The 16,619-nt window shown below is 72.1% G+C and carries 16 protein-coding genes; 5 read left to right on the forward strand and 11 right to left on the reverse strand.

What is annotated here, in order from left to right; genetic code table 11:
- Position 1 precedes the first annotated feature (1 nt).
- The 3 genes from SA2016_RS12715 to SA2016_RS12725 are packed head-to-tail and all read right to left on the reverse strand — an operon-like array spanning position 2 to position 2,566.
- The gene (locus SA2016_RS12715) at positions 2 to 430 is read right to left on the reverse strand and encodes an HIT family protein (protein ID WP_066498612.1); all 429 of its coding nucleotides are present in this window, start codon (positions 428 to 430) and stop codon (positions 2 to 4) included.
- The gene (locus SA2016_RS12720) at positions 427 to 1,602 is read right to left on the reverse strand and encodes an NAD(P)-dependent alcohol dehydrogenase (protein ID WP_066498614.1); all 1,176 of its coding nucleotides are present in this window, start codon (positions 1,600 to 1,602) and stop codon (positions 427 to 429) included. Before SA2016_RS12720 ends, SA2016_RS12715 begins: the two co-directional genes overlap by 4 nt.
- A gap of 28 nt (positions 1,603 to 1,630) precedes the next feature.
- Complete coding sequence (locus tag SA2016_RS12725) at positions 1,631 to 2,566, reverse strand: sulfurtransferase (RefSeq protein WP_066498615.1); 936 nt, start codon at positions 2,564 to 2,566, stop codon at positions 1,631 to 1,633.
- 32 nt (positions 2,567 to 2,598) lie between these two features.
- Between SA2016_RS12725 and SA2016_RS12730 the strand changes: the two genes are divergently transcribed.
- Positions 2,599 to 3,699, forward strand: coding sequence for a PLP-dependent cysteine synthase family protein (locus SA2016_RS12730; protein ID WP_066498616.1), 1,101 nt, complete (start codon positions 2,599 to 2,601; stop codon positions 3,697 to 3,699).
- A 4-nt stretch (positions 3,700 to 3,703) separates the two neighbouring features.
- Here SA2016_RS12730 and SA2016_RS12735 read toward each other — a convergent pair whose 3' ends face one another.
- Positions 3,704 to 4,378: an MBL fold metallo-hydrolase gene (locus SA2016_RS12735; protein ID WP_066498617.1), complete on the reverse strand. Its 675-nt coding sequence runs from the start codon at positions 4,376 to 4,378 to the stop codon at positions 3,704 to 3,706.
- Between the two features lie 64 nt (positions 4,379 to 4,442).
- On the opposite strand from SA2016_RS12735, the gene SA2016_RS12740 reads away from it, so the two are divergent.
- Positions 4,443 to 4,889, forward strand: a complete 447-nt coding sequence (locus SA2016_RS12740) for a Fur family transcriptional regulator (protein ID WP_174835433.1) — start codon at positions 4,443 to 4,445, stop codon at positions 4,887 to 4,889.
- Positions 4,890 to 4,914: 25 nt separating this feature from the next.
- Here the strand turns inward: SA2016_RS12740 and SA2016_RS12745 are convergent, their stop codons facing one another.
- From SA2016_RS12745 to SA2016_RS12765, 5 genes are all read right to left on the reverse strand, one after another.
- The gene (locus SA2016_RS12745; RefSeq protein ID WP_066498624.1) at positions 4,915 to 5,829 is read right to left on the reverse strand and encodes a metal ABC transporter permease; all 915 of its coding nucleotides are present in this window, start codon (positions 5,827 to 5,829) and stop codon (positions 4,915 to 4,917) included.
- Positions 5,826 to 6,671, reverse strand: a complete 846-nt coding sequence (locus SA2016_RS12750) for a metal ABC transporter ATP-binding protein (RefSeq protein WP_174835431.1) — start codon at positions 6,669 to 6,671, stop codon at positions 5,826 to 5,828. Before SA2016_RS12750 ends, SA2016_RS12745 begins: the two co-directional genes overlap by 4 nt.
- Complete coding sequence (locus SA2016_RS12755; RefSeq protein ID WP_084249499.1) at positions 6,668 to 7,618, reverse strand: metal ABC transporter solute-binding protein, Zn/Mn family; 951 nt, start codon at positions 7,616 to 7,618, stop codon at positions 6,668 to 6,670. The genes SA2016_RS12750 and SA2016_RS12755 overlap by 4 nt, the downstream gene beginning before the upstream one ends.
- Positions 7,619 to 7,751: 133 nt before the next feature.
- Positions 7,752 to 8,825 (reverse strand): hemolysin family protein, encoded by a 1,074-nt coding sequence (locus SA2016_RS12760; RefSeq protein ID WP_066498626.1) that lies wholly within the window; start codon positions 8,823 to 8,825, stop codon positions 7,752 to 7,754.
- Entirely contained in the window at positions 8,825 to 10,183 is a 1,359-nt protein-coding gene (locus SA2016_RS12765) for a hemolysin family protein (protein WP_066498628.1), read from the reverse strand. The genes SA2016_RS12760 and SA2016_RS12765 overlap by 1 nt, the downstream gene beginning before the upstream one ends.
- Positions 10,184 to 10,587: 404 nt before the next feature.
- Between SA2016_RS12765 and SA2016_RS12770 the strand changes: the two genes are divergently transcribed.
- From SA2016_RS12770 to SA2016_RS22655, 3 genes are all read left to right on the forward strand, one after another.
- The gene (locus SA2016_RS12770) at positions 10,588 to 14,427 is read left to right on the forward strand and encodes a multifunctional oxoglutarate decarboxylase/oxoglutarate dehydrogenase thiamine pyrophosphate-binding subunit/dihydrolipoyllysine-residue succinyltransferase subunit (RefSeq protein WP_066498630.1); all 3,840 of its coding nucleotides are present in this window, start codon (positions 10,588 to 10,590) and stop codon (positions 14,425 to 14,427) included.
- Between the two features lie 227 nt (positions 14,428 to 14,654).
- Positions 14,655 to 15,257, forward strand: coding sequence for a GDSL-type esterase/lipase family protein (locus SA2016_RS12775; RefSeq protein ID WP_174835353.1), 603 nt, complete (start codon positions 14,655 to 14,657; stop codon positions 15,255 to 15,257).
- A 146-nt stretch (positions 15,258 to 15,403) separates the two neighbouring features.
- Positions 15,404 to 15,478 carry a 50S ribosomal protein bL37 gene (locus SA2016_RS22655; protein ID WP_369299106.1) on the forward strand — a complete coding sequence of 25 codons (75 nt, stop codon included), beginning with the start codon at positions 15,404 to 15,406 and terminating at the stop codon, positions 15,476 to 15,478.
- Between the two features lie 117 nt (positions 15,479 to 15,595).
- On the opposite strand, the gene rsrA is transcribed toward SA2016_RS22655, so the two are convergent.
- Positions 15,596 to 15,853, reverse strand: coding sequence for a mycothiol system anti-sigma-R factor (gene rsrA, locus SA2016_RS12780; RefSeq protein WP_066498633.1), 258 nt, complete (start codon positions 15,851 to 15,853; stop codon positions 15,596 to 15,598).
- Positions 15,850 to 16,542 (reverse strand): sigma-70 family RNA polymerase sigma factor, encoded by a 693-nt coding sequence (locus tag SA2016_RS12785; RefSeq protein WP_371326662.1) that lies wholly within the window; start codon positions 16,540 to 16,542, stop codon positions 15,850 to 15,852. Before SA2016_RS12785 ends, rsrA begins: the two co-directional genes overlap by 4 nt.
- Positions 16,543 to 16,619: the final 77 nt, after the last annotated feature.

The raw sequence follows: 16,619 nt of genomic DNA on the forward strand, positions 1-16,619 counted from the left end.
GTCAGGCGGCCGGGACGTGCTCGCCGTGCCCGGCGGCGCGCAGCGCCTCGCGGATCCGCTCCGCGGCGGAGTCCAGGACGGCCGGGTCCGGGTTCTGCTGCGCGCGCTTGAAGTCATACTCGGCCTCGCTGCGGGAGGGCCAGACGTGCAGGTGCAGGTGGTCGATCTCGAAGCCGGCGATGATCATCCCCGCGCGGGGCGCGCCGAAGGCCTCCATCTGCGCCTGCCCGATCGTCTGGGCCACGAGCGTGAGCTTCGTCATGAGCTCCGGCGAGGCGTCGGTCCACCGGTCCACCTCCTCGCGGGGCACCACCAGCGTGTGGCCCTCGGCGAGGGGACCGATGCTCAGGAAGGCGACGACGTCGGCGTCCTTCCACACGAAGCGGCCGGGCAGCTCGCCCTCGATGATGCGGGTGAACAGCGTGCTCATTGCTCTCTCCTCGATGGGGCCCCCGCGCCGCGCAGGCTCGCGGCATCGAGGACGAACCGGTATTTGACGTCGGAGGCGACCATGCGGTCGTAGGCCTCGTTCAGCGATTCCGCCGTGACCACCTCGATCTGCGGGGCCACCCCGTGCTCGGCGCAGAAGTCCAAGACCTCCTGCGTCTCGGCGATGCCGCCGATGAGCGAGCCGGTGTAGGTCAGGCGCCGACGGATGAGGGCCCCGGCACGCACCGGCGGCATGTCGCCGGAGGGCAGGCTGAGGGCCACGAGGGCACCGTCGAAGCGCAGCACCGAGAGGTAGTCGTTCGGATCGTGCGGCGCGGCGACGGTGTCGAGCACGACGTCGAGCGTGCCCGCCGCTGCCTCGAGCTGGGCCGTGTCGGTGGTCACCACGACCCGGTGGGCGCCGAGCTGGGCGGCATCGGCCACCTTCGCGTCCGTGCGCGTGAAGACGGTGACCTCTGCCCCCATCGCGGCGGCGAGCTTGACGGCCATGTGCCCGAGTCCGCCGAGCCCCACGACGCCCACCCGGCGCCCGGGGCCCACGCCGAAGCGGCGCAGCGGCGAGTAGGTCGTGATGCCCGCGCACAGGATCGGGGCGGCCGCGGCCGGGTCGAGGGCCGCCGGGATCCGCAGCACGTACGCCGCATCGACCACGATCCTCTCCGAGTAGCCGCCCTGCGTGACCTCCCCGCCGTGGCGGGGGTCCGGGGCGCCGTAGGTGGCGACCATGCCGCGTTCGCAGTACTGCTCGAGCCCTGCCCGGCAGCGCGCGCACTCCCGGCACGAGTCGACCATGCACCCGACGCCCACGTGGTCCCCGACGGCGAACCCGCGCACGGCGGACCCGGTGCGGCGCACTCGTCCCACGATCTCGTGGCCCGGGACCAGCGGCCAGGGCCTCTCCCCCCACTCGCCGCGCGTCGCGTGCACGTCGGAATGGCACAGGCCGCAGAACTCGATGTCGATCTCGACGTCGTCCGCCTGCGGCTCCCGCCGCGTGAGGGTCAGGGGCACGAGGCCGCTCGAGGCCGAGGTGGCACCGTACGCGCGCACCTCGGAGCCGTCCCCTGACGGGGTGCCGCGGCCCGGGCGCTCCTCGAGCAGGTTCTCGCGGATGGTGTCCGCGCTGGGCATGACGGGGCGTCCGGGGGTCATGCCACCGACGCTATCGCATGCCGGCCGCTCACGCGCCCGGGCTGTTCTCGGGGCCGCCGGCCCGGCCCGCGCCGGCCGCGGAGGGCTCGGCGCCCACGGCGACGGGGCGGGAGGGGTCGCGGGACCACTGCGAGAACGAGCCCGGGTACAGTGCGGCGTCGATGCCGGCGACGGCAAGGGCGAGGATGTCGTGGGCCGCCGTGACGCCGGACCCGCAGTAGACGGCGACCGGGCGGCGGCCGTCCGCGCCGAGCGCGGCGAAGCGCTCCCGCAGTGCGGCCGGGGGGAGGAAGGTCCCGTCCGCGGCCAGGTTATCGGCGGTGGGTGCGCTGAGGGCGCCGGGGATGTGGCCGGCGCGCGGGTCCACGGGCTCCACCTCGCCGCGGTACCGCTCGGCGGCCCGGGCGTCCAGCAGCACGCCTCCGGCCGGGGCGCCGGGCCGCGGCTGCGCGAACGCGGCTGCCTCGTCCGCGCCGATGCGGGGCAGCCGGCCCTCCCCCAGGGTGACGTTCCCGCGCTCGGGAACACCGGCGCCCTGCTCGAGGGGCAGCCCCGCCGCGGTCCAGGCGCCCAGTCCTCCGTCGAGGACGCGGACCGACTCCAGGCCCGCGTCGCGGAGCATCCACCAGGCCCGGGCCGCGGCCTGCCCGGAGGTCGCGTCGTAGACGACCACGGCGTCGCCGTCGTCGATGCCCCAGGAGCGCGCGGCCTCCTCGAACGCGGCCCGGGACGGGAGCGGGTGCCGCCCGCCCGCGGCCTCTTCGGCGCTGCCGGGGGCGACCGGCACCGCGAGCTCGTTCTCGAGGTCGGCGAACACGGCGCCGGGAAGGTGTCCGGCCGCGTACTCCTGGCGTCCATTCGGGCCGCCGAGGGACCAGCGGACGTCGAGCAGTACGGGGCGCTCGCCGCGGGCGAGGCGCTCGGCGAGCTCCGCCGCCGTGATGAGGACCTGTTCACCGTTCATGGCCACACCCTAGCGCCGCGTACGCTGTCCGGATGGACGCACGCACCACTGGCGCCGCCCCGCGGCCCGGCGTCGGGGCCCGGGCCTGGGCGGACGAGGCCATCCGCCGCCTCGAGTCGGACGCCCGCCGCAGCGCCGACACCCATCTGCACCGCGTTCCCCTCCCCGAGGAGTGGGGCGTCGACGTGTACCTGAAGGACGAGTCAACGCACCGGACCGGCAGCCTCAAGCACCGGCTCGCCCGGTCCCTCTTCCTCTTCGCCCTGGTCAACGGCTGGATCAGCGAGGGAACCCGCGTCGTCGAGGCCTCCAGCGGCAGCACGGCCGTCTCCGAGGCCTACTTCGCACGGCTCATCGGGGTCCCCTTCACCGCCGTGATGACCCGCGGGACGAGCCGGGAGAAGATCGCCCTGATCGAGCAGTACGGCGGCTCGTGCCACTTCGTCGACTCGGCCTCGCAGGTGTACGGCGAGGCGGCACGCCACGCCGAGTCCTGCGGGGGGCACTACCTGGACCAGTTCACGTTCGCCGAGCGCGCCACGGACTGGCGCGGGAACAACAACATCGCCGAGACGATCTTCGACCAGCTCAGGCTCGAGCCGCACCCGGTGCCCCGCTGGATCGTGGTCGGCGCCGGGACCGGGGGCACGAGCACCACGATCGGGCGCTTCGTGCGGTACCGGCGGCTCGCGACCCAGCTCGCCGTCGTCGACCCCGAGAACTCGGCGTTCTACCCGAGCTGGGTCTCGGGCGCCCCCGCCAAGGGCGGCGCGTCGCGGATCGAGGGCATCGGCCGGCCGCGGCTCGAGCCGAGCTTCAATCCCAGGATCGTGGACCGCATGTTCCGCGTGCCCGACGCCGCCTCGGTCGCCGCGATGCGCGACCTCACCGCGCGCTTCGGCTTCGACGCGGGCCCGTCGACGGGCACCAGCCTGTGGGGCGTCTGGCAGCTGGTGTCGCAGATGGCGGCCGCCGGGGAGCGGGGCAGCATCGTCACCCTCATGTGCGACGCCGGCTCGCGCTACCGCGGATCCTACGGCGACGAGGGCTGGCTCGCCGAGCAGGGGCTGGACCCCGCGCCGCACGCGCAGGTGCTCGAGCGGTTCTTCGCGACGGGGCGCTGGGACGGGTGAGGCCTCAGAGGTCCACCGTCTGGCCGGGTTCGAGGTGCTCGTAGCGGGTGCCGTAGAGGTCCCCGATGCGCTGGGCGTGCTTCTCGACGATCCCCGTGCCCCAGTCGTTGAGGAGGGCATTGTGGATCGGGTAGGCGCGCCGGGCCCCGACCGCGATGATGAAGTCGAGGACCTCGCCGACCTTGCTCCAGGGCGCGTGGATCGGCACGAGCAGGGTCGGCACCTCGGCCCCGGGCGGAACGGTGAACGAGTCGCCGGGGTGGAACACCTCGCCGTCGACGAGGTAGCCGATGTTCGCGACCATCGCGACGCTCGGGTGGATCAGCGCGTGCTGGCTCCCGAACGTGCGGACCCGGAATCCTGCGGCGTCGAACTCGCTGTCCGTCTCGGCGGTGTGGATGCGATCGGCGGCCGACGGCGCGGCCTCCTTGAGCGCGACGGCCACTGAGGGGGGTGCCCAGGCCTCGAGCCGCGGGCTGGCCTCGAGGACGGCGGCGGCGCGCGGGAGGTCGATGTGGTCGGCGTGCTCGTGCGTGACGAGGAACGCCTCGGCGCCGTCCAGGGCCTGCTCGACTTCCGAGAAGTTGCCCGGGTCGATCGTCAGGACGCGGTGGCCCGTTCCGGTGTCGGCAGGCTTCTCGAGGCGGACGCAGGCGTGCGTGAACTTGGTCAGGCGCATGGCGCCAGTCTAGGACCGCCTCTTGCTAGGCTAGAAGACCCGATAGGCAGTGCAGGAGGAGTCGTTGGCCGAGAAGCCGCGCGAGCAGCGCGTGACGAAGCAGCGGGTCGCTGTCTCGGCAGCCCTGGACAGCCTCGAGGACTTCGTGAGCACCCAGGAGCTGCACCGTCTCCTCCAGGGCGAGGGGGCGTCCGTCTCGCTCGCGACGACGTACCGCATCCTGCAGTCCATGGCGGAGGACGGGCTCGTGGACGTGCTGCGCAGCGACGACGGCGAGGCCGTGTACCGCCGCTGCGAGGCCACCGGCCACCACCATCATCTCGTGTGCCGCCGGTGCGGCAAGGCGGTGGACATCGAGGCGCCCGCGGTGGAGACCTGGGCCAGCCGGGTGGCCCGCGACCACGGCTACACGGCCGTCGAGCACACCGTCGAGATCTTCGGCCTCTGCCCGGAGTGCACGGCCCGCGGCGCACGCGCCGCGGACCCGGACGGCGGGTCCCCGGCAGCCTGAGCGCTCCCCCGGCGAGGGTCCCGCCTCAGGCGGCGGCCGACGTCATGCGCCGCCCGCCGCCCGCCGGGCCGGACCCGAGCACACGCCCGTTCGCGCCGCGGCGGCGCCGGATCCAGCCGAGGGCCGCGCACACCGCGTAAATGAGGAACGAGAGCGTCGTGATGTAGGGGCTGATCGGCAGCCGCCCCCCGAGCGCGAGCATGATCCCGCCCACCGTGGCGGCCGTCGCGAAGAGCACGCTGAGCAGGAGCACGAGGCGCGGGGCGGAGGTCACCTTCAGGGCGGCGGCGGCCGGCGTGATGAGCAGCGCGAGGACCAGCAGGGCCCCCACCACCTGCAGCGACAGGGCCACGCTCACCCCGAGCACCACCATGAACAGGATCGAGAGCGCGCGGACCGGGACGCCCCGGGCGTGGGCCATCTCCGGGTCGACGCTCGCGAACGTCAGCGGCCGCCACACGGCCAGCAGGACGGCGATGACCGCCGCGGCGGTGACGGCGAGGACCTGGAGCTGGACCGTGTTGACCGCGACGATCTGCCCGGTGAGCAGGCCGAACTTGTTCGCCGCCCGGCCCTGGTAGAGCGCGAGAAACAGGATGCCGAGCCCCAGCCCGAACGGCATGAGGACGCCGATCACCGAGTTCTTCTCGCGCGCCCGCCCGCCCATGAGGCCGATCAGGAGGGCCGCGGCGACCGAGCCGACGAGCGAGCCGGTGACGATGTCGCCGCCAACGAGGAGGGCGAAGGCGGCCCCGGCGAAGGAGAGCTCCGAGATCCCGTGGACCGCGAAGGCGAGGTCCCGCTTCATGACGAAGGTGCCCACGACGCCGCCGAGGAGGCCGAGGACGGCCCCCGCCCACACGGAGTTCTGCACGAGCGCGAGGATCTCCCCGTAGTCCTGGAACGAGAAGACGGTGCCCCAGAAGTCGTCGAAGTTCACGGCGTGTCCTCCTCGTGGTGGTGCGCGCCGCGGTGGGCGTGCGTCGTGGCGTCCGGGAGGCCGACGACGACGATCCGGCCGTGGACCTGGGAGACCTCGACGGGCGAGCCGTACAGCTCGGAGAGCACGGACGTGGTCATGACCTCCTCGGGCGTGCCGACCCGGAAGCGGCCGTCGGCCAGGTAGAGGACCCTGTCGACGTAGTCGAGGATCGGGTTGATCTCGTGGGTGACGAAGACGACCGCGCTCCCCTCCTCGCGCCGCTGGCGGTCGATGAGCCCGCTGACGGCCTGCTGGTGGCCCAGGTCGAGCGAGAGCAGGGGCTCGTCGCACAGCAGGACCTTCGGGTGGCCGGCGATGGCCTGGGCGACACGGAGGCGCTGCTGCTCCCCGCCCGAGAGCTGGCCCACGGGCACCTTGGCGTAGTCGGAGGCGCCCACTCTCGCCAGGAGGTCCTCGACGCGGGCGTCGACCGCCCGCCGGTGCAGGCGCACGCCCCACCGGTGCCCGTCGACGCCGAGCGCGACGAGGTCCCGGGCGCGCAGGGGCGTGTCGGGGGCGAAGGACTTCTGCTGCGGGATGTAGCCGATCTCCTCCCCCGCGCGGCCGGGAGCGCGGCCCGCCACCTCCGCCGTCCCCTCGCTGAGGGGGACGACGCCGAGCAGCGCCTTGAGGAAGGAGGTCTTGCCGCTTCCGTTGGGTCCGAGCACGGCGAAGAACTCGCCCGGGCGGATGTCGAGGTCGAGGCCGGACCAGAGGGTCCGGGCGCCGAACGCCAGTGCCGCGGAGCGGAGCCGCACAGCGGGCTCAGCGGCCTGCGCGGCGCGGCCTCCGGGCCTCATGCGAGGGCCTTCTTCAGCGCGGCCACGTTCTGGCTCATCCAGCCGAGGTAGTCCTCGCCCTCGGGGACCGTCTCGGTGAAGTCGACCACGGGCACCTTCGCCGCCTCGGCGGCCGCCCGCAGCTGCTGGGTCTGCGGGCTCTCGGTCTGCGGGTTGTAGGCCAGGAGGGCGACCGATCGCGAGGAGACGAGGTCAAGGGTCGCCCTGAGCGCCGCGGGCGGCACATCCTGCTCCTCCTCGACGGCGGACGAGTAGGCCGTGGGGGTGGCGTCCCGGAGCCCGGCTGCCTGGAGGAGGTAGAGCGGCACCGCCTCGGTCATGACGGCCGACTTCCCTGCCGCCGAGGACTTGAGCGCCGCAAGGGTGGACTCGAGGCCGGACAGGCGGCCATCGACGTCCCGGGCCCGGCCCGCGTACGCGTCCCTGCCGGCGGGGTCCAGGGCGCCGAGCCGCGCGGCGATGGCGTCGGTGACCTTCTTCATGGCGCTGACGTCGTACCAGACATGCTCGTTGAACGCCGGGCGGCCGGCGGACGCGCCGGCCGCGAGTCCGGCGGTCTCCACCGCCGTGATCACGCTGTCCGGCCCGAGGTCGGCCTCCCGCACGAGCGGATCCATGTACGGGTCGTAGCCGCCGCCGTTCTCGATCACGAGGCTGGCCTTGGACACCGCGAGCCGGTCGTGCGTCGTCGCCTCGTAGGAGTGCGGGTCCTGGCTCGTGGCGGAGACGATCGAGGTGACCGTGACCCGGTCCCCGCCCACGGCCCGGGCGAGGTCACCGTAGACGTTGGTCGAGGCGACGACGCGCACGGTCCCGCCCTGTCCCGGCGACGCCGGTGAGCCCTGGCCGCCCGGCGAGCAGGCGGCCAGGGCGGCCACAGCCGCCACGGCGACGGCGCCCCGGGCGGCGGTGCGCGCCCAGGCGGGGGCGGAGAGGGTCGAGCGCAAGGATGCCTCAGTTCTGCGGGTCGGCGGACAAAAGGTGAGAATCGGTCGCAATAGGATCACTGTACCGCCTCTTGCGAACAATTCACATCTGGCTCTTGCGAACCATCCACCTCTGGCCGCGCGGGCCCTCGCCTCACCGGCCCCGCTCGAGGCCCTTCTGGCGGCGGAAGGCCTGGCTCTGCGTCACATCGCGGATCTCGCCCACCAGCTTCTCGATGACGTCCTCGAGGAACAGCACCCCGCGGGTCGCCCCCTCGGGGCCGATCACCCGGGCCAGATGGAAGCCGGACTTCTGCATCCCCGAGAGGGCGTCCTCGATCTCGTCGTCGAGCCCGAGGTTCGCCAGCGAGCGCACGCGGCTCTCCCCGATCGGCTTCCCCCGCCCCTCCGGACCGATAGCGAGGACGTCCTTGAGGTGGAGATAGCCTACGAGCTCGCCGTCGTCGTCGACCATGGGGAAGCGGGAGAAGCCCGTGTGGGAGACGGCCTTCTCGAAGTCTGCCGGCGTGGCGCTGGTCGGGAGCGAGACGAGGTCGCCGACGGGCACCATGATCGACTCCGCGGTCTGGTCGGAGAACTCGAGCGCCCCAGAGAGCAGGCCCGACTCGTCGTCGAGCAGCCCGCTGCGGGTCGACTCCTCGACGATCGAGGCGACCTCCTCGAGGGTGAAGCTCGAGGTCACCTCGTCCTTCGGCTCGACCCGCAGCAGGTGGAGGACAGCGTTGGCGCTGCCGTTGAGGAAGAAGATCACCGGCCGCACGAGCCGGGCCATGCTCAGCAGGACCGGGGCGAGGAGCACCGCCGCGCGGTCCGCCGTGGAGACGGAGATGTTCTTCGGCACCATCTCGCCGATCGTGACGTGCAGGAAGGTCACCGCGGCGAGCGCCACCGCGAATCCCACGGTGTCCGCGAGCTCGACCGGCAGGCCGAGCGAGTGCAGCGGATCGCCGATGAGGTGGTGGATGGCGGGTTCGGCGACTTGGAGGATCAGCAGCGAGCACACGGTGATGCCCAGCTGGGCGGCGGCGAGCATGAGCGAGACGTTCTCCATCGCGTGGAGCGTGGTCCTCGCCCGCCCGGACCCCGCCTCGGCGAGCGGCTCGATCTGGCTGCGCCGCGCGCTCATGATCGCGAACTCGCTCGCGACGAAGAAGGCATTGCCGAGCAGCAGGGCCGCCAGCCAGAGGATCCCGGCCCAGTCCCCCATCAGGCGGCCCTCCCCGATCCGCGGCCAGAGGCGTTCCGGGGGCCGGCGGCCTCGGCGCCGCCGGGCTCGGGCGGCGGCGGGGTGAACCGGAGGCGGTCGACCCTCCGGCCGTCCATGCGCACCACCGTGAGCGTCCCGCCGCCGACCTCGAGGGAGTCGCCGGTCTGCGCGACGCGGCCCAGGGCGCTCATGACGTAGCCTCCGACCGTCTCATAGGCGGGGCTGTCCACGACCCGGAGGCCGGGCACCTGTTCCGAGACCTCGTCCGGCCGCATGAGGCCGGGGAAGTACCAGTCGCCCGCGGAGCTCTGCAGGACCCCTGGGGCACGGCGGTCGTGCTCGTCGGCGACCTCGCCCACGATCTCCTCCACGAGGTCCTCGAGCGTGACGATCCCCGCGGTGCCGCCGTACTCGTCGAGCACGGCGGCGAGCTGGAGGTTCCCGTCCCGCAGCTGCGAGATGAGGGCATCGAGGTGGATCGTCTCGGGCACCTGGAGGATGTCTGTCATGATGGCGGCCGCCGGGACCCCGCGCCGCTTCCGGGCCGGCACCGCGACGGCCTTCTTCACGTGGACGACGCCGCGCACGTCATCGGGCGAGTCGCCGATCACCGGGAACCGGGAGTGCCCCGTCGCCCGGGCGGCCTCCACGATGGCGTCCACCGGCTCGTCGGCGTCGATGGTCGTGACGCGAATGCGGGGGGTCATGACGTCCGCCGCCGTCCGCTCGGAGAAGCGCAGCGTCCGGGAGACGAACCGTGCCGTGCCCGCATCGAGTGTGCCGAGCTCGGCAGAGCGCCGCACCAGGGAGGAGAGCTCGGCAGGCGAACGTGCACCCGAGATCTCCTCCTTGGCCTCGATGCCCATGAGCCCGAGCACCCGGTTGGCGAAGCCGTTGAAGAGGACCACCGCCGGCTTGAAGGCCGCGGTGAAGACGAGCTGGGGGCGGGCGACGGCGCGCCCCACCACGAGCGCCCGGGCGATCGCGAGGTTCTTGGGCACGAGTTCGCCGATCAGCATCGACAGCAGGGTCGCGAAGACCATCGCGACGGTGAGGGAGACCGCGGTGGCCCCCGGCACCCCGAGCGCGCGCAGCGGCTCCTCGAGGAGCCTGCCCACCGACGGCTCCATCACATAGCCCGTCAGGAGCGTGGTCAGCGTGATGCCGAGCTGGCAGCTGGAGAGCTGGGTGGAGAGGGTCGTGAGGCAGCGCAGGAGGGCCTCTGCGCCGGGCTCGCCGGCGTCGGCACTGCGCTGGACGGTGGCACGGTCGAGCGCCACCAGGGAGAATTCGACGGCCACGAAGAATCCCGTGCCGAGGATGAGGAGCAGGCCGGCGGCCAGCAGGAGCCATTCCACGTCAGTGCTCGAGCTCCTCGCGCCATGACATGGCCGCTCGCGCGGGGACCAGGTGGGCAAGTACACGGTGCATGCCGGCCCTGTGGCGGCGGGCGCCGGTCGGGCCCCCGCGGCCAGGCCGGCATCTAGAGGTGCCGTCCATAGTGGTTCCAGCCTATCAGCGCCCCACGGACCCGAGGTCGGTGCGACCCGGGTGTGACGGCGGACTCACAATCGCCCGATTCGCTCCGGTCTTTACTAGACTGGACCCTTGAGTGTGGGCTCCTGACGGCGCCCACGGCGGTCGGCGGATACGGCCAGCCCCCGAATAGCGCCCGGTGGAGCACGCGGGCGTGCGGTACGGGGCCGAGGCGCGGAGCCGCTGACACGCGGGCCTAAGTATCGATGGAAGAGGCGTATCTCCAGTGCCAGAACTGCCAACCCACCGCCTGCCCGAGGAATTCGGCGGCAACGAGTGGCTTGTGGACGAGCTCTACGAGCAGTACCAGCAGAACAAGAACTCCGTGGACGCCAAGTGGTGGCCGCTGTTCGAGTCCTTCGACTCGGACAGCGGCCACACGTCCAACGGCACGGCGAAGGGGCCGGCCGTTGACACGCTGACCCGGCAGATTCCGGCCGTCAAGGCTCCCGCGGCGCCTGCCCAGCCCCCGGCGGCCCAGCCCGCAGCCCCGGCGGCCCCGTCTCCGGCCCCGGCAGCCCAGCCCGCGCCGGCGGCGCCGAAGCAGGGTGCTGCACCGGCCCCGAAGCAGCCGGAGGCGGCCCCGAAGAAGGGCGCCGCCGCCGTCGTGCGCGACGGTGCCCGTCCCTCCACGACCGGCCTGATCCCCGCCCAGCTGCCCAAGACGGCCAAGGACGAGACGATCGAGGAGGACGTCGTCTCGACGCTGCGCGGCCCCGCCAAGGCCATCGCGACGAACATGGTCCAGAGCCTCGAGGTCCCCACGGCGACGACCGTGCGCGCGGTGCCCGCGAAGCTCCTGATGGACCAGCGCGTCGTCATCAACAACCACCTCACGCGGGTGCGCGGCGGCAAGGTCTCCTTCACGCACCTCATCGGCTACGCCGTGATCCGCGCGCTCAAGCTCATGCCGTCGATGAACGTCTCCTACGACGTGGTGGACGGCAAGCCGGTCGCGATCCAGCACGCGCACGTGAACTTCGGGATCGCGATCGACCTGCCCAAGCCGGACGGCAGCCGCCTGCTCGTGGTGCCGAACATCAAGAAGGCCGAGACCCTCAACTTCTCGGACTTCTGGCACACCTACGAGGACCTCATCAAGCGGGCCCGCGACGGCAAGCTCACGGCCGACGACTACGCCGGCACGACCGTCTCGCTGACCAACCCGGGCGGCATCGGCACGGTCCACTCGGTTCCGCGCCTCTCCAAGGGCCAGGCGGCGATCATCGGCGTCGGCGCGCTCGAGTACCCGGCCGAGTTCCAGGGCGCCTCGGAGAAGATCCTCGCGCTCCAGGCCGTCGGCAAGATCATCACGCTGACCTCCACCTACGACCACCGCGTCATCCAGGGCGCCGGCTCGGGCGAGTTCCTCCGGATCGTGCACCAGCTCCTGCTGGGCGAGCAGGGCTTCTACGACGAGATCTTCGAGTCGCTGCGCATCCCCTACGAGCCGGTGCGCTGGAGCCCCGACCTCCAGGTCAACCCCGAGGACGCCATCAACAAGGTGGCGCGCATCCAGCAGCTCATCCACGCCTTCCGCGTGCGCGGGCACCTCATGGCGGACACCAACCCGCTCGAGTACGTCCAGCGCCGGCACCCGGACCTCGACGTGCTGACCTACGGCCTGACGCTGTGGGACCTCGACCGCGAGTGGCCCACCGGCGGTTTCGGCGGCAAGCCGAAGATGAAGTTCCGCGACATCCTCGGCGTGCTCCGCGACGCGTACTGCCGCACCACGGGCATCGAGTACATGCACCTGCAGGAGCCCGCCGAGCGCAAGTGGTTCCAGGACGAGCTCGAGCACCCGTACAAGAAGCCCAGCCGCGAGGAGCAGCTGCGCATCGTGTCCCGGCTCAACGCGGCCGAGGCCTTCGAGACGTTCCTGCAGACCAAGTTCGTCGGCCAGAAGCGCTTCTCCCTCGAGGGCGGCGAGTCCCTCATCCCGCTGCTCGACGCGACGCTGTCCGAGGCGGCGGAGGACGGCCTCGACGAGGTCGCGATCGGCATGGCCCACCGCGGCCGCCTCAACGTCCTGACGAACATCGCCGGCAAGACCTACGCCCAGGTGTTCCGCGAGTTCGAGGGCACCCAGGACCCCAAGAGCGTCCAGGGCTCCGGCGACGTGAAGTACCACCTCGGCACCGAGGGGACGTTCACCGCGGAGAACGGCAAGCAGACCAAGGTCTACCTCGCCGCCAACCCCTCGCACCTCGAGGCTGTCGACCCCGTCCTCGAGGGCATCGTCCGCGCCAAGCAGGACCGCCTCGACCGGGGCGAGGCGTTCCCGGTGCTGCCGATCCTGGTCCACGGCGACGCCGCGTTCGCCGGCCAGGGCGTCGTGGCGGAGACGCTGAACCTCTCCCAGCTGCGCGGCTACCGCACGGGCGGCACGATCCACATCGTGGTCAACAACCAGGTCGGCTTCACGACCTCGCCCTCGGCCTCCCGCTCGTCGGTGTACTCCACCGACGTGGCGAAGATGGTCCAGGCGCCGGTGTTCCACGTCAACGGCGACGACCCCGAGGCCGTGGTCCGCGTGGCGCAGATGGCCTACCGGTTCCGGCAGCGGTTCCACAAGGACGTCGTCATCGACCTCGTGTGCTACCGCCGCCGCGGCCACAACGAGGGCGACGACCCCTCGATGACCCAGCCGATGATGTACAACCTCATCGAGGCGAAGCGCTCGGTCCGCAAGCTCTACACCGAGAGCCTGATCGGCCGTGGGGACATCACGCAGGAAGAGGCGGAGCAGCTCCTGCGCGACTACCAGGAGCGCCTCGAGCGCGTCTTCGCCGAGACCCACGCGGCCCAGACCTCGCCGATCCCGATCGTCACGGGCGACGCGAAGGCCGTCTCGGACCTCGAGCGTCCCCTCGCCCAGCAGGAGGACGACGCCGCGGGCGCCTCGCAGCGCTCGACCGCGATCAGCGCGGAGACGCTGGCGCGGATCGGCCAGGCCCACGTCGCGATTCCCGAAGACTTCGCCGTCCACCCCAAGCTCAAGCAGCTCCTCGAGCGGCGCGAGCAGATGTCCCGCGAGGGCGGCATCGACTGGGGCTTCGGCGAGATCGCGGCGTTCGGCTCGCTCATCGCCGAGGGCGTCCCCGTCCGGCTCGCCGGGCAGGACTCCCGCCGCGGCACGTTCGTGCAGCGCCACGCGGTGTTCCACGACCGCAGCAACGGCGACGAGTGGACTCCCCTGGCTCACCTGTCCGAGGACCAGGCCAAGCTCGCGATCTACGACTCCTCCCTGTCGGAGTACGCGGCCCTCGGCTTCGAGTACGGGTACTCGGTGGAGCGCCCGGACACGCTCGTGGCCTGGGAGGCCCAGTTCGGCGACTTCGTCAACGGCGCCCAGACGATCATCGACGAGTTCATCTCCTCGGCCGAGCAGAAGTGGGGCCAGCGCAGCTCGCTCGTCATGCTCCTGCCCCACGGCTACGAGGGCCAGGGCCCGGACCACTCCTCTGCGCGCATCGAGCGCTTCCTGCAGCTGTGCGCCGAGCAGAACATGATCGTCGCCCAGCCCAGCACGCCGGCGTCGCACTTCCACCTGCTGCGCCGCCAGGCGTACAGCCGCCCGCGCAAGCCGCTCATCGTCTTCACGCCGAAGCAGCTGCTTCGCCTGAAGGCCGCGGCCTCGACCGTCGAGGACTTCACCTCGGGCACGTTCCGTCCCGTCCTCGGCGAGCACGAGCAGCTGGACGCGAGCGCCGTGGACCGCGTGGTCCTCGTCTCCGGACGCCTGTACTACGACCTGCTGGCCGCCCGCACCAAGGCGAAGGACACGCGGACGGCGATCATCCGGGTCGAGCAGCTCTACCCGCTGCCCGAGGAGGAGATCAAGGCGGAGCTCGAGAAGTACCCGAACGCCGAGCTGATCTGGGCTCAGGACGAGCCGGCCAACCAGGGCCCGTGGATGTACATGGCCGTGCGCCTCATCCCGTCGCTCCGGCGCGAGCTGCGGCTCGTCTCGCGTGCCGCCTCGGCCGCGACGAGCGCGGGCTCGATGAAGCGCCACTCGGCCGAGGGCGACGTCCTCGTCCGCGAGGTGTTCGCGCGCTGAGCTGAGCCCTGAGCGAAGGCGACGACGGCGGCGGCCGGCTCCCCCAGCGGGAGCCGGCCGCCGCCGTCGTCGGTGCCAGCGCGCCTTGGGGTCACCTCACCAGGAGAACAGAGTCCAACACGGCGGAGCCGACCCCTCGGCACAGCGGAGGTGGCTCCTCGGCGGCGGCTAGACTCGGAAGCCGAGGACAGGGGCCGGTCGGTCCCCGACGTGAGATGGGAGTGTGGATGGCCCACGAGAGGAAGCTTCGGATCGCCGCGGTCGGGGACGAGCTCCTGGCCGGCAACGGAGACCCGCGGGCGCTGGGCTGGTTCGGCCGGGTGCTCGCGCGGACGCCCCGCGAGGAGGTGGTCCTCGAGTCGTACGTGCTCGCCGCGCCCGAGGAGGGCACCGAGGGCCTCGCGGCCCGCTGGGAGGGCGAGACCATGAGGCGGTTCGCCGCCGGCTACGAGAACCGCCTCGTGATCGGGCTCTCGGGACGGGACATCGCCTTCGGCGTCTCTCCCGCCCGCAGCCGCCTCAACGTCGCGAACATCCTCGACACGGCCCAGCAGAACAGCGCCGAAGTCTTCGTGGTGGGCCCGCCTCCCACCCTGGACCCCGCCCAGAACCGCCGCCTCGCAGAGCTGAACACGGCCTTCGCCGACGTCACGACGCGGCGCAACTACTACTACGTCGACACCTTCTCGCCGCTGCTGAACCATGAGCAGTGGCGCACCGACCTGGCCGGCAACGCCGGCGCGCCCGGGCAGGCCGGCTACGGCCTCATCGCCTGGCTCGTGCTCCACCGCGGCTGGTTCCCCTGGCTGCGGCTGCCGCAGCCCCAGTAGGACGCCCGGTGGGACGCCCGTGACGACGCGGCCCCCGCTCCGCGCGGCACCGGGGACCTCCATCCGCTAGACTGGACGACGGCCTTCTGGGCCACCGGTGCCGGCGACGGCGCCAACCCCTGTTGTCGAAAGAAGGAGGCCAGCCCATGAGCAAGCGTGCACGCAAGCGCCGTGACCGCAAGCGCGGAGGCGCGAACCACGGCAAGCGCCCCAACACCTGAGCGCAGCTGCGGTCCGCGACGCGGATACGGAGGATGCCCCGGACCATTGGTCCGGGGCATCCTCCGTCTGCAGCTGATCGGGGGCTCAGGAGTCCTCGCCCGGCGCGGCGTCCGGGGTCAGGCCTCCGCCCGCGAGGAGTGGATCTTGTTCAGGATCGAGTCCTTGAGGGCGGCCGGCGCCTGCTCGTGGCAGCTGCGCTTCATGGCCGACCGGATCATGCACTCGAGGTCATGCTCCTCGAGGCACTCGGGGCAGGACTCGAGATGGTCGCGGATCTCGGCGACCTCGTGCGCCGGGAGCGCTCCGTCGAGGTACTCGTACAGCCGGTGGAGGCGGCTGTCGTCACAGTCGCCCAGGCCCTGGCAATCGCTCATTGTTCCTTCTCCTGGGATGCCGCCACGGCCCGGGCACCGGCGAACCCGCGCTCGGCGGCGTAGTCCGCGAGACGGTCCCGGAGCATCTTGCGGCCGCGGTGCAGGCGGCTCATGACCGTGCCGATGGGGGTGTTCATGATGTCCGAGATCTCCTTGTACGCGAAGCCCTCCACGTCCGCGAAGTAGACCGCAAGGCGGAACTCCTCCGGGATGGACTGCAGGGCCTCCTTGACGTCGGAGTCCGGCAGGTGATCGAGGGCCTCGGCCTCGGCCGAGCGGAGCCCCGTCGAGGTGTGGGACTCGGCGCGCGCGAGCTGCCAGTCCTCGACGCTGTCCGTCTGCGCCTGCTGGGGCTCGCGCTGCCGCTTCCGGTACAGGTTGATGTACGTGTTCGTGAGGATCCTGTACAGCCAGGCCTTCAGGTTGGTGCCCGGCTTGTACTGGTGGAAGGCGGCGAACGCCTTCGCGTAGGCCTCCTGCACGAGGTCCTCCGCATCGGCGGGGTTGCGCGCCATGCGCATCGCGGCCGAGTAGAGCTGGTCGACGTACTGCATCGCGTCGCGTTCGAAGCGCTCGCGGCGCTGGTCGTCGGTCTCGGCTGCGACGTCGGCGCGTGCGCCCGACTCGCCACCCTGACCGTGGACGGGGGCTCTGGCTCGTGGGACTCGGCGGCGCTCATTGCCGCCCAGTCTACTGTCGGTGCCGCACGGACTGCTGTGCGTACATCAGGGCGTTCGAGGACCAGCACTCGGCTCCTTCCATCCGG

It is taken from the genome of Sinomonas atrocyanea (assembly GCF_001577305.1).
GTDB classification, from domain to species: Bacteria; Actinomycetota; Actinomycetes; order Actinomycetales; family Micrococcaceae; genus Sinomonas; species Sinomonas atrocyanea.